General features: G+C 51.0%; 11 protein-coding genes. 5 read left to right on the top strand and 6 right to left on the bottom strand.

From position 1 onward, the window contains the following. Nucleotides 1-11 precede the first annotated feature (11 nt). On the top strand, nt 12-1,262 hold the full coding sequence (locus tag BOC67_RS25090; RefSeq protein ID WP_291914959.1) for a DEAD/DEAH box helicase: 1,251 nt from the start codon (nt 12-14) through the stop codon (nt 1,260-1,262). A gap of 138 nt (nt 1,263-1,400) precedes the next feature. Here the strand turns inward: BOC67_RS25090 and BOC67_RS25095 are convergent, their stop codons facing one another. Beyond that, a complete protein-coding gene (locus tag BOC67_RS25095) occupies nt 1,401-1,985 on the bottom strand; it encodes a YceI family protein (RefSeq protein WP_291914961.1) in 585 nt (194 codons plus the stop codon). A gap of 287 nt (nt 1,986-2,272) precedes the next feature. Then, the gene (locus BOC67_RS25100) at nt 2,273-2,725 is read right to left on the bottom strand and encodes a MarR family winged helix-turn-helix transcriptional regulator (RefSeq protein ID WP_291914963.1); all 453 of its coding nucleotides are present in this window, start codon (nt 2,723-2,725) and stop codon (nt 2,273-2,275) included. Between the two features lie 146 nt (nt 2,726-2,871). Here BOC67_RS25100 and BOC67_RS25105 point away from each other — a divergent pair, with 146 nt between their 5' ends. After that, nucleotides 2,872-3,414, top strand: a complete 543-nt coding sequence (locus BOC67_RS25105; RefSeq protein WP_291914966.1) for a DinB family protein — start codon at nt 2,872-2,874, stop codon at nt 3,412-3,414. Nucleotide 3,415: 1 nt separating this feature from the next. On the opposite strand, the gene BOC67_RS25110 is transcribed toward BOC67_RS25105, so the two are convergent. The 3 genes from BOC67_RS25110 to BOC67_RS25120 all read right to left on the bottom strand — a co-directional run bounded on the left by BOC67_RS25110 (nt 3,416) and on the right by BOC67_RS25120 (nt 5,638). Beyond that, complete coding sequence (locus BOC67_RS25110; RefSeq protein WP_291914968.1) at nt 3,416-4,156, bottom strand: SDR family NAD(P)-dependent oxidoreductase; 741 nt, start codon at nt 4,154-4,156, stop codon at nt 3,416-3,418. A 209-nt stretch (nt 4,157-4,365) separates the two neighbouring features. After that, the gene (locus BOC67_RS25115) at nt 4,366-4,875 is read right to left on the bottom strand and encodes a DinB family protein (protein ID WP_291914971.1); all 510 of its coding nucleotides are present in this window, start codon (nt 4,873-4,875) and stop codon (nt 4,366-4,368) included. Between the two features lie 31 nt (nt 4,876-4,906). After that, nucleotides 4,907-5,638 carry a FecR family protein gene (locus BOC67_RS25120; protein WP_291914973.1) on the bottom strand — a complete coding sequence of 244 codons (732 nt, stop codon included), beginning with the start codon at nt 5,636-5,638 and terminating at the stop codon, nt 4,907-4,909. A 184-nt stretch (nt 5,639-5,822) separates the two neighbouring features. Here BOC67_RS25120 and BOC67_RS25125 point away from each other — a divergent pair, with 184 nt between their 5' ends. From BOC67_RS25125 to BOC67_RS25135, 3 genes are read left to right on the top strand one after another with little or no spacing between them, the layout of a single operon-like run. After that, nucleotides 5,823-6,866 (top strand): efflux RND transporter periplasmic adaptor subunit, encoded by a 1,044-nt coding sequence (locus BOC67_RS25125; protein WP_291914974.1) that lies wholly within the window; start codon nt 5,823-5,825, stop codon nt 6,864-6,866. Next, nucleotides 6,866-9,937: an efflux RND transporter permease subunit gene (locus BOC67_RS25130; RefSeq protein ID WP_291914975.1), complete on the top strand. Its 3,072-nt coding sequence runs from the start codon at nt 6,866-6,868 to the stop codon at nt 9,935-9,937. The genes BOC67_RS25125 and BOC67_RS25130 overlap by 1 nt, the downstream gene beginning before the upstream one ends. Further along, nucleotides 9,934-11,295, top strand: coding sequence for a TolC family protein (locus tag BOC67_RS25135; protein WP_291914976.1), 1,362 nt, complete (start codon nt 9,934-9,936; stop codon nt 11,293-11,295). The genes BOC67_RS25130 and BOC67_RS25135 overlap by 4 nt, the downstream gene beginning before the upstream one ends. On the opposite strand, the gene BOC67_RS25140 is transcribed toward BOC67_RS25135, so the two are convergent. Beyond that, nucleotides 11,296-11,679 (bottom strand): transmembrane 220 family protein, encoded by a 384-nt coding sequence (locus BOC67_RS25140; protein WP_291914977.1) that lies wholly within the window; start codon nt 11,677-11,679, stop codon nt 11,296-11,298. It lies immediately after the preceding gene. Between the last annotated feature and the right edge of the window lie 209 nt (nt 11,680-11,888).

The raw sequence follows: 11,888 nt of genomic DNA on the forward strand, positions 1-11,888 counted from the left end.
ATCTTTGGCGCATGAAATTCGAACAGTATAACATTTCGTCCGAGATAAAAAAGAGCCTGGCTGAATTGGGCTTCAAACGCCCTACCGATATACAATTTAAGGCCATCCCATCTATCCTCAAGGGGGACGATGTGATGGCCATTGCACAAACAGGAACCGGTAAAACGGCCGCTTTTGCCATTCCTGTGCTGCATCGCCTCCTGCAACAAAGCTATAAATACGATAAACGCAAATACGAGGTGAAATGCCTCGTCATGGTACCCACCCGCGAACTCGCTATCCAAATCGCCGAAGTATTCCAGCAGATAGGGCAGTACACCGACCTGTCCATCCTCGCGCTGGTAGGCGGCGTGGACCAGGGGCCCCAGATCAAAATACTCGAAAAAGGAGTGGACGTACTCATCGCCACGCCGGGCCGTATGTTCGATCAGATCAACCAGGGCCATGTAGACCTCCGCAGCGTGCAAACCCTCATCCTCGATGAGGCGGATCATATGCTGGACCTTGGCTTCATCCGCGATATCCGCGATGTGATCAGGCACCTCCCGCGGGTACATCAAACCCTCTTCTTCAGCGCCACGCTGGATAAAGACATTAAGGACCTCGCTTACTCAGTGGTGAATAACCCGATACGCATCCAAATCTCCCCGCAGGACCCCGTATCCAAAAACGTAACGCACTCCGTTGCCTACGTAAACATGGATGATAAACGCTTTTTTCTGGAAAGGCTGGTAAAGGAGTTCCCCGAAAATAAAATCCTCGTATTCGTACGTACCAAAGTACGCGCAGAGCGGGTAGTAGCGGCCATGGCCCGTGTAGGTATCACCGCCCTCGCCATGCACGGCGGAAAGGAGCAGGGGGATCGCCTCTCCGTCATGGAAGAATTTAAGACCGGCGCCGTAAAAGTGCTGGTGACCACCGATGTAAACGCCCGTGGTATCGATATTCCTAATGTGGACTATGTAGTGAATTATGACCTGCCGGACGTTCGTGAAAACTACGTTCACCGCGTGGGCCGTACCGGCCGCGGCGTGCAGAAAGGTAAAGCGGTTTCCTTCGTGAGCCCCGAAGAAAAGCCCCTCCTGGACGAAATCCAGCAGTTCATCGGGAAGCCCATCACGGAAATGACCATCAGTAAAGACGATTACCGGGAAACCATCAGCTTCTCCGAAGATATCCCCAACGATAACTGGCAATTACTGCTGGAACAGCATAACAAGGAAATGGAGGAGGCGAAGAAGAAAAAGAAGAAGAAAAAATAAGGCGGACGGAATCAGGAGAGTCCCCGGCCGAGATGTTTGGAAAGCCATGATAGTCCCACCAGGTAAGATATACAACATAATAAGCGAGGCTGTATCAAGTGAATGATACAGCCTCGCTTTATTTATTACCTGGTTGTATTATTGTTTTACCACCTCTACGTTCACCAGAACATCTACAGTAGGAGATACGGCATAAACGCCGGAAGGTAATTTATCCGCATACTTTACGCCGAAGTCCAGCCTGTTTACAGTTGCTTTTGCGGTGAAACCTGCTCTTCTCATGCCCCATGGATCTTTTACAATACCATTGTAAGTAACGTCGAAGGGTACACGTTTCGTAGTGTTACGGATTGTAACATCAGCCAGCATCACGTATTTGTTGCCGGTGATTTTTTTGAAGGAAATACTTTTTACGGTAATGGAAGGATATTCAGCGGCATTGAAAAAGTCGTCTGTTTTCAGGTGGCCATCGCGTTGCGCAACACCGGTATTGATGCTGTTTACATCGGCGGTGAATGCTATTTGGGCGTTCTGGAAGCTGGTGCTGTCAGCGGTTTCAACAGTGCCGGTGAATTTGTCGAATTTACCGTTTACATAGTTGATGCCCAGGTGATTTACGCTGAAACCTATCTGTGAGTGTGCCGGATCAGCAGCCCATTTTACCTGCGCAAAAGAAGATGCACCTGCGAGCAACATGGCGGCGAGAAAGAAAACTTTTTTCATGATCTGTGAGTTGTAGTTTATTTTAAAAATTTAGTTAGATATCCTGATGTATTATTGTAATGAGCAGCGCAATGTTACTAAACTACGCTGCTTTGTTTACTCCAATAACAGCGGTTCGCTTGCGGGAAGGCCATTCTGCGCTCTCTCCAATCCTTCGCGGTATATGCTGTTCGCGAACCCAGCCCGGATCAATAAAACGTACCGTCCGGCTGCTTTGTTTTACAAACGTGGTTACGTTTATTGTATATACAACAGTTTGGCCAAAAAAATAGCCGGGTTGTTCCAGCTCACCCTCTCAGCTTATCCAGCAACTGGTTCAGCTGAAACGCTTCCTCCTTGCTCAAATGCTGGAAAATCCGCTTGTTGTTAGCCTCCACCACCGGATCCAATTCCTCCAGCAAAGCCATACCCTTATCCGTAATTTCAATCTCCACTTTCCTGCGGTTCTCCTCACAGAGCTTCCGCGTTAAAAGCCCTTTCTGACGCAGCTTTTCCACCAGGCGGGTCGCATTGCTCATCCTGTCCATCATGCGCTCCTGGATGTCCAGCAGATTTAACGGATTAGGCCTGCTGCCTCTCAGGATACGCAACACATTGTACTGCTGGGAAGAAAGGTCATAAGGCTTCAGCGTATGCAATATCCCCGCTTCCACCCAGCCGGATGTAAAAAGGATATTCAGCATCGCACGCTGATAATCGTCCTTGAACTTCGATTGCTTTAACTCTTCTTCTAATCGCATTATTACAGTAACAACTATTGTATATACAACAAAGGTAAAAAATTAAACTTAAAACCTGCAAAAAAATAATAAAAAATAGTGAAATACTACTGACATACTGTTGTCATACCCCGGTTGTTACTTTGTATTAACAAAACGAAATCAATATGTTACAAGCTACTCTTCCAATGAACGCTCCCGCTGCTTCCTTCACGGCAAACATCCTCGATCAGGTACGTTACAACTGCTGGGCTAATACCACCCTGGTTAACTTCCTCCGTACCAAATCCCCCGAATTGCTGGAAAAAAACGTAGCCTCCAGCTATCCAAGCATAAAGGCTACGTTATTACATATCTGGAACTGCCAGGATTGGTGGCTGGCCAACATGAGGCATGAAAAGCCGGGTATCGCTATGTCCGAAGGCTTTCAAGGTACCGTGGAAGATATACTCGCCGGCCTGGAAGAAAACTCCCGGGAATTGCTGCGTTATGCGGAAAACCTGCCGGCAGCTCAGCTGACAGATACCTGCCTGGTAGCTATCCCTTTCACGGGCGACTTCCTCATCCCTCGTTTTGAAATGATGCAACAGGTAGTGATGCATAGCACCTACCACAGGGGGCAGGCAGTGACCATTGGCCGCCAACTGGGCTTTACCGATGCGCCTAATACCGACTTAATGTGGTACCTCCTGCTGGTAAAAAATAAATAATCTAAATATTGTACCCGCCGTCAATCGTTTGCTCGGTGCCGGTAATAAAGCTGCTCTCAGGGCTGGCCAGGAACGTCACCAGCGACGCAATTTCCCTGGCTTGCCCGTAACGGCCCAGCGCCGTGTAGGAACGGATGCCCTCCGCATGCGGCCCGTCAGCCGGATTCATATCCGTATCTATCGGTCCCGGCTGTACGAGATTAGCAGTAATGCCTTTCGCCGCCAGGTCCCTCGCCAGCCCCTTGTTCAACCCCAGCAACGCGGATTTGGACATACTGTATAAAATCCCGCCCGGCGTAGTCAGCCGCTCCGCCATATTGCTGCCAATGGTAATCACCCTGCCGCCCTCCGGCATATGCGCCACCGCCGCCTGCGTAGCCACAAATACAGCCTTGGTATTTACCGCCATCACATGGTCGTAATCTTCCAGGGTAAACTCTTCCAGTAACTTCATCTGGAATACGCCGGCATTGTTCACTAAAATATCAATCCGGCCAAACTCAGCTGCCGCCTGCTTTACCGCCGCCTGTATCTCCGTGGCCACCGCATTGTCCGCCTGTATCGCCAGCGCCCTGCGGCCCAGCTCTTTCACTTTATTCACCACCTTATTGGCACTGTCCAAACTTTTGGAATAAGTGATCACCACATCTGCGCCCTCCGATGCAAATCTTTCCGCTATAGCAGCGCCCATACCGCGGCTGCCACCGGTTATCAGGGCTACCTTGTTCTCCAGTCTTTTCATAGTTTTTTCAATTTTGTAACCCAAAACTAGGGCGGCAAATCAGGGGAGAGAAGAGCGGCAACAATTGTTAATAACTAACCGGAATGTTAGTTTCGCCACCGGCAAGGCTTTGCCGCAGCAAGGAAAGAGGCTTCACAGCAAATATGCCTGACCAGCAGGCATCGCAAAAAAAAGAGGCGTATCCCCGGGATACGCCTCCACAAAATCCATTATAAATATTTTTCCCGCAACACCTTAAAGTGATGCAACTGGTGGCCAATCAACGTAAACCCTAATGCCAGCACGCTGGTTTCAATCTTCCAGCATACCCCCGTACGCAGCATCACCGCTTCGTTGAAGCCCAGGAACATGGCCTCGCTCGCCATACGGGTGGCCTTCAACTCATCTACAATGCTGGAAAGGGAACGGCCCTGGTTCAATGTATTGGCAGCGTATTTTTCTTCGTCAAAGCCTGGCAGCGGACCTTTATCATTCCGGGCAAACACCATCGCCCGGTACATAAACACACGCTCCGCATCTGCCATGTGCAGAAATACATCCTTCATCGTCCATTTATCCGCAGCATAAGCGTAATTGCCCCTCGGCTCATAACGCGCCACGTCAAACTTGTTCAGCTCCTCGTTTGCCAGCTTGAAAGCGTCCTTCAGGTCCACATCCGGTACAAGGTTGATGTACCTGTCATAAAATTTGGGTACAGGAAAAATTGCACCTTTCTTCATAGCGGTAAGTTCAGGGTATGTTAGCGTTGTTTTAATCCTTAATGTTCACACGCCGCGGCGCCTCTGATCCCGTCGCCCAATGCAGCGCTGACTGCAAATTAACATTTCTTATACTAAAATCCGCATCGGCATTATAGATACCCTCTGTGCCTGGTTGCAGGCTCACCGTGGTTCGTTGGTCCGTCAACGTTACCGTGCCCCTGGCCAGTATCGTACGCACATGCCCCCGGTCGTAACTGTTCACTGAAAATTCAGCCTCCGATGCATTGATGTCCGTAACAGGCGTGTGCACCGTCAGCGTCGTGGAGTCGCCGGGCAACAGCCGGAAAAAAGCCTCCCCGTCCATAAATAACTGCTTGTTCCTGCCGGCATTGATGAACTTAAACCTGACAATGGTTTTGCCGTTCAGCAGCACATAAGTGCCGTCGGCAAGAATCAGGGAATACATCCGCCCTTCCGGAACAGATAAGGTATTCCAGCTCGTAACCCCTATCCCCTTCGGGGAATAGGTAATGCCTTGCGGTGATGCGTAAATAGTCGCATCCTGTGATTGAAAGATTTTGTGCTGCCGGGCTGAAAGGTCCAGTACATCGCCGTTGGCCAGTGTTAATAATATCCTTTTCTCTGCCTCTTCCTTTACAACCGGAACAGGCACAATAGTTGGCTGCTGTACCCACCACCATATACCCCCTATTACGGCCAGTATGCAAACTAAAGTTATCCACACTGCCGGTGTTGCGGCTTGTTTAGGGTGTGGTTTCATGTGTTTTAATTACAGGTTTGGTACCAGGCAAATTTTGCCTGCGGAAAAGTACAAATTGCCCCGAAACTGACCAACACCGGCGCCACTTACTTTGTTAGCATCCTGTTAAAACTGGTTTAAACTTTTACCGCTTTTAATTGTCTATCTTTATTCAAGTTCACTTTTTACCAAATCAGCCCGGCGGATGAGTAAATATTTTCTGTCTGTATTTCTGGTAACAGTGATAGTCGCGTTAGCATCCTGTGGGCGCCGTAAAAAGCCGGTAGCCAAAGAATCCGGTCCTGTTGTGGTAGATGTAATTGTTGCGACCCCGCGCACTATCAGCAATATTGTCGAAGCCAACGGTACAGTGGTGGCTAACGAATTCGTAGAACTGCACCCCGAAACCAGCGGGCGTATTACCTACCTGAACGTCCCGGAAGGCGCACTCGTACAAAAAGGTACCGTCATCGCACGGATTAATGATGCCGATCTCGTAGCCCAGCAGGAAAAAGCAAAAGTCCAGCTGGACCTGGCCATAAAAACGGAAGAAAGGCTCAGGAAACTCCTGGCAATCAACGGCATCAACCAGGCGGATTACGACGCCGCCCTCAATCAGCTCCAAAGCCTCCGCTCCGATGTTGCCTACTACCAGGCCCTGATCGATAAAACAGTGGTAAAAGCACCGTTCACCGGCGTGGTCGGACTACGCCAGGTAAGTATAGGCGCGTACGTTAGCCCGGCCAATGTCATTGCATCTCTCCAAACCACCAATACCCTGAAAATAGATTTCACTATACCGGAACAGTACAATTACCTCGTAAAAAAAGGTAACAAAGTGCAGGTAGCCATGGATGCCACCTCCGGCAAACTGATCGGGGCGACCATCATCGCCGTGGAGCCCCAGGCCAACGCCGCTACCCGCAACCTCGTGGTAAGGGTCATGCTGCCCAATGTTACCGCACACCCGGGCGGCTTCGCCAAAGTATATGTGGACGCCGGCTCCCACAACAAGGCCATCCTCGTACCCACCAACGCACTGATCCCGGAAGATAAAAGCAACCAGGTGATCGTAGTCAAAAACGGCCGCGCCTCCTTCGTCAACGTGGAAACAGGCGTGCGCCAGGCATCCAGCGTGGAAATTACCAGCGGCGTCAACAGCGGTGATACCGTCGTGGTAACCGGCGTGCTGTTCGCCCGCCCAAATGGTATCCTAAAAGTGAGGGAAATTAAACAACCGGAGAACTGATGAATATCTCGGAGCTGTCGCTGAAAAGGCCGGTACTGGCCACTGTAATGAACCTTGCGCTCATCCTCTTCGGCGTGGTAGGGTTCACCTTCCTGGCTATACGGGATTACCCCGCCATCGATCCTCCCATCATCACCGTTACCACCTCCTACACCGGCGCCAACGCTGATATCATAGAAAGCCAGATCACTGAACCGCTGGAAAAACAAATCAACGGTATCCCCGGTATCCGCACCATCACCTCCTCCAGCTCTATCGGCAGCAGCGCCATTACGGTGGAATTCAACCTCGGGGTAGACCTCGAAGCCGCCGCCTCCGACGTGCGCGATAAAGTAGGACAAGCCCAACGCAACCTCCCGCAGGATATCGATGCCCCGCCCGTGGTGACGAAGGCGGATGCCAACGCCGATTTCATCCTCATCCTGGCCGTGCAAAGCCGTACGAAAGGCCTGATGGAGCTGAGCGATTACGCGGAAAACGTGCTGCAGCAACAACTGCAAACCATCAATAACGTCAGCTCCATTAACATCCTCGGGCAAAAACGCTACGCCATGCGCCTCTGGCTCGATCCGGACAAAATGAGCACCTATAACGTGGCATTTACGGATGTAAGCGCCGCCCTCAATAACGAAAATATCGATCTCCCCCCGGGAAAAATTTACGGAACCCAAACGGAGCTGACTATACGAACATTAGGCCGGCTTACGACAGAAAAGGAATTCAGGGACCTCATCATCCGGGAGGACAGCAGCGGCATCGTCCGCCTGTCGGATATCGCCAAAGTAGAACTGGGACCTGAAAAATATGAGCAAAGCTGGAAATACAACGGCGTAAACGCCGTAGGCCTGGCCATCACGCCCCAGCCAGGCGCCAACAACATCGAAATTGCGGACGAATTCTATAAGCGCCTGGAAGCCATCGAAAAATCCAATAAATCGGACATCCAGTTTAAAGTCCTCATCGATAATACCAAAATTATACGCCAGTCGCTGGAAGAAGTAGAGGAAACACTCCTCATCGCCTTTGCCCTCGTAGTACTGGTGATCTTCTTCTTCTTCCGGAACTGGCTGATCGCCATCCGCCCATTGATAGATATTCCCATCTCCCTCATCGCCACCTTCTTTGTGATGTACGTTGCCGGCTTCAGTATCAATATCCTCACCCTGCTGGGGATCGTACTGGCCACCGGCCTCGTGGTGGATGACGGTATCGTGGTTACGGAAAACATCTTCCGCAAGATGGAAGAAGGGATGCCCATCCGCCAGGCGGCGCTGGAAGGCAGTAAGGAAATATTCTTCGCGGTAATATCCACATCCATTACCCTGGCAGTGGTGTTTCTGCCGGTGATATTCCTGGAAGGCTTCGTGGGGCGGCTCTTCCGCGAGTTCGGAGTCGTGCTGGCTGCCGCTGTGCTGATATCTGCCTTCGTATCGCTCACCATTACGCCGGTACTCAACGTAGTACTCAACCGTAAGGATGCGCAGCACTCAAAATTCTACCTCAAAACAGAACCTTTCTTCCAGGGCATGGAGTCCGGCTATAAACGCCTGCTGGAAAGCTTTATGAAGGTGCGCTGGGTCGCCTGGGTGATAGTGGCCGTCTGCGGAGTGATCATATACCTGGTGATGAATGGCCTTAAAAGTGAAATCGCTCCGCTGGAAGACAGGAGCAGCATCCGCTTCCAGGTAACGGCGGCAGAAGGTACCGGCTTTGAAGCCATGCAATCCATCACCGACCAGATTTCCGATTACCTGTATGATTCCCTGCCGGAACGCGATTTCGTATTCGCCAGAACACCCGGTGGCGGCGGTGGCGGTGGGGGCGCCGTTAACCAGGCGCAGCCCCGCGTAGGACTCATCCCGCCGCAGGACAGGACCCGGTCCCAAAACGATATTGCCAACGACCTGCAGGATAAACTCTCCCGGTTTAACCAGGCCCGCATCTTTGCCGTGCAGGAGCAAACCATTGCCGTAGGTTCCGGCTCCAAATCCGCGCTGCCAGTACAGTTTGTGCTGCAAACCACGGATCTGAACAAGCTCCGGGAAATCATCCCTAAATTCCTGGAAGAAGCCAGGAATGATAAAACCTTCGCCAATGTGGACGTTAACCTGAAGTTTACCAAGCCGGAAGTACAGCTCTCGCTGGACCGTACCAAGGCGCGGGACCTCGGCCTGTACGCTTCCGACGTAATCCGCGCGGCTCAGGCGGCATTCAGCGGCGGCCGCATGGCGTATTTCATCATGAACGGTTACCAGTACCAGGTAATAGGCCAGGTAGCCTGGAATAACCGCAACAAACCGAACGACATCAATAACCTCTACGTGCGCAACAACAGGGGCAGCCTGCTCCCCCTGGATGCGGTGGTGCATCTGCAGGAAGGTACCAACCCGGCCATCCTCTATCACTACAACCGGTATAAGTCGGCCACCATATCCGCCTCCCTGGCGCCCGGCCACACCGTGGGCGATGGTATCGCCGCCATGCAGGCCATCGGCAACCGCCTGCTGGACGAGTCCTTCCAAACCTCCCTTTCCGGCCCGTCCCGCGATTATGCGGAAAGTTCGTCCAACATCGTATTTGCGTTCGGGTTAGCCCTGCTGCTGATCTACCTGGTACTGGCGGCACAGTTCGAAAGCTTTATCGACCCGCTCACCATCATGCTCACGGTGCCCTTAGCGCTCGCAGGCGCATTACTGAGCCTGTGGGTATTCGGGCATACGCTCAACATATTCTCTGAAATCGGTATGATCATGCTCATAGGCCTGGTGACGAAGAATGGTATCCTTATCATCGAGTTTACCAACCAGAAGCGGGAGCAGGGCATGGCCAAAGTGGAAGCAGTGATAGAAGCGGCATCCCAGCGTTTACGCCCCATCCTGATGACGAGCCTGGCCACCTCCCTGGGCGCATTGCCCATCGCGATGAGCCTGGGCGCCGCCTCTACCAGCCGCGTGCCGCTGGGTATTGTAGTAGTAGGCGGTATCCTGTTTTCCCTGATCCTTACATTATTGGTGATACCGGCGGTGTACACCTTTATTTCCGGTAAACACAAAGCGCATAGTCACGAATGAAAAAGAGTCTGATTTTATTGCTGATGACAGGCTGCTTTGCAATGGCAACAGCACAGCAGCCTTATAAGCTGCCTCCCTATAAGCAGCCTTTGTATATGAAGCCCCCTGTAAAGCAGGACCCGCTTACGTTACAGCAGGCGGTAAATATCGCGCTGAAAAACAGCCTGGAAATCCAGCTGGCGCAAAACGACGTGGAGGCTAACACCTTACTCAATACCTACGGCTATGCAGGCGGTTTGCCATTGATCCAGGCCACCGCTACTGACAACGAACAAACCACCAACCTCACCCAGCGCCTCAATTCCGGGGAAGAAATCAAACGGACCGGCAACGTATCCAATGCCCTGCAAACAGGATTGGGAGCCAGCATCGTGCTGTTTAACGGTCGCCGCGTTGTGGCCACCAAACGCCGGCTGGAACAATTGCAGCAGCTGTCAGGCGCCCAGCTGGATTCCATGATACAACGGGTAGTCGCCAATGTGGAATTAAAATATTATGATGTGGTGAGACAGCAGAGCCTCGCTGCCACACTGCTGCAATCCATAGCGGTTTCACAACAAAAACTCGATATTGTAAAAGCCCGCAAAGAGGTAGGCATGGCCAATGACGCGGACCTCTTCCAGGCCATGGTGGACATCAACACCCAGCAGCAGGCGCTGCAAACGCAGGACCTGGTGATCCAGCAGTCTAAAACCGACCTGCTGACGCTGCTTACCTTACGGCCGGATTCCGCCATCACCATCAAGGACACGGTGGTGGTAGACAAAGCTATCAGCCTCGACACCATACTGGACAGGTTGTATAAAGAGAACCCGCGCCTGCAGGCGGCAGACATACAGGTACGCATCAACGAACTCCGGGAAAGAGAAGCGGCAGCGCTCCGCTATCCCAGCGTAACGGCCAATGCCGGCTATAATTTCAACCGTACATCCGCCTCCGCAGGTAACGTTACGTTTAACCAGAACTATGGGCCTTATGTGGGGGCAGGGTTAACCATTCCCATATTCAACGGCGGCATCTATAAGAAGCAACAGCAGGTAGCAGCCATCGATACGCGTAATGCAAAACTGCTGAAAGAAACATACCTGCGCGATTATACCGCGGCAACCGTGAAGTCATGGCAGGCATTCAATAATAACCTCGAACAACTCGCCACGGCGCAAAGCACCTACGATCTTTCCGCCAAACTGGTACGCCTCACCGTTCAGCAGTTGCAGCTGGGCCAGGCAACGGTAATAGATGTGAAAACGGCGCAACAGAGTTTTGAAGCGGCAGGTTACCAGCTGACCAACCTGGCCTATGCCGCCAAGGTAGCAGAGATAGAGTTAAAGCTGCTGGCCAATATGCTGAGCTATTAACTAACGGTAACGGTTCATCTTTAGTTTCGCATAAAAGTAGTTCACCCCTAATGCAATAATGCAGATAAACAACCCGAAGAACTCCCGCGTATCTTCAATCCATGGTTTCGTGGCTTTCATCGTCTGTGCAATGTTTTCCGCCTGGTGCTGCGTTACCCAGTCGGCCACGCCGTCTTTCGTAAAAAATAAATAAACGGCATATGCCAGGTAAATGCCGATGCCTATTAAATACAATTTGCTGTAAAACCTGTTGCGCGCTGCCATGGCGCAAAGCACGGCGGCATACAGGTAGATGGGCATCCATACATACGGATCAGGATCATTGTATTGCAGGCCTGCAAACACAACAAAGATCACGGCGAAAAAAATATTAAAAACTTTCATGGACAGCGATAAGTATTGAAGTGTTAAACATACACAAAATGAAGATTGAAAGAGAATGGGTTAGAAAATATTTTAAAAAAATGTTAAAGCCATACTTGTTTGAGTTAAATTATATTTAACGTGTTGTGCTATTAAAGTGGCGACTTAAATGATAATGAAAAATATGTATATAATTATGAAATAAAAAATGTTGTGCAATCGTATTGGTT

The sequence above is a fragment of the Chitinophaga sp. CB10 genome (genome assembly GCA_001870995.2).
Classification (GTDB): Bacteria; Bacteroidota; Bacteroidia; order Chitinophagales; family Chitinophagaceae; genus Chitinophaga.

Excerpts from the sequence above, each read along its gene's own strand:
- BOC67_RS25090 (WP_291914959.1), top strand. The coding sequence starts at position 12 with ATGAAATTCGAACAGTATAACATTTCGTCCGAGATAAAAAAGAGCCTG.
- BOC67_RS25095 (WP_291914961.1), bottom strand. The coding sequence starts at position 1,985 with ATGAAAAAAGTTTTCTTTCTCGCCGCCATGTTGCTCGCAGGTGCATCT.
- BOC67_RS25100 (WP_291914963.1), bottom strand. The coding sequence starts at position 2,725 with ATGCGATTAGAAGAAGAGTTAAAGCAATCGAAGTTCAAGGACGATTAT.
- BOC67_RS25105 (WP_291914966.1), top strand. The coding sequence starts at position 2,872 with ATGTTACAAGCTACTCTTCCAATGAACGCTCCCGCTGCTTCCTTCACG.
- BOC67_RS25110 (WP_291914968.1), bottom strand. The coding sequence starts at position 4,156 with ATGAAAAGACTGGAGAACAAGGTAGCCCTGATAACCGGTGGCAGCCGC.
- BOC67_RS25115 (WP_291914971.1), bottom strand. The coding sequence starts at position 4,875 with ATGAAGAAAGGTGCAATTTTTCCTGTACCCAAATTTTATGACAGGTAC.
- BOC67_RS25120 (WP_291914973.1), bottom strand. The coding sequence starts at position 5,638 with ATGAAACCACACCCTAAACAAGCCGCAACACCGGCAGTGTGGATAACT.
- BOC67_RS25125 (WP_291914974.1), top strand. The coding sequence starts at position 5,823 with ATGAGTAAATATTTTCTGTCTGTATTTCTGGTAACAGTGATAGTCGCG.
- BOC67_RS25130 (WP_291914975.1), top strand. The coding sequence starts at position 6,866 with ATGAATATCTCGGAGCTGTCGCTGAAAAGGCCGGTACTGGCCACTGTA.
- BOC67_RS25135 (WP_291914976.1), top strand. The coding sequence starts at position 9,934 with ATGAAAAAGAGTCTGATTTTATTGCTGATGACAGGCTGCTTTGCAATG.
- BOC67_RS25140 (WP_291914977.1), bottom strand. The coding sequence starts at position 11,679 with ATGAAAGTTTTTAATATTTTTTTCGCCGTGATCTTTGTTGTGTTTGCA.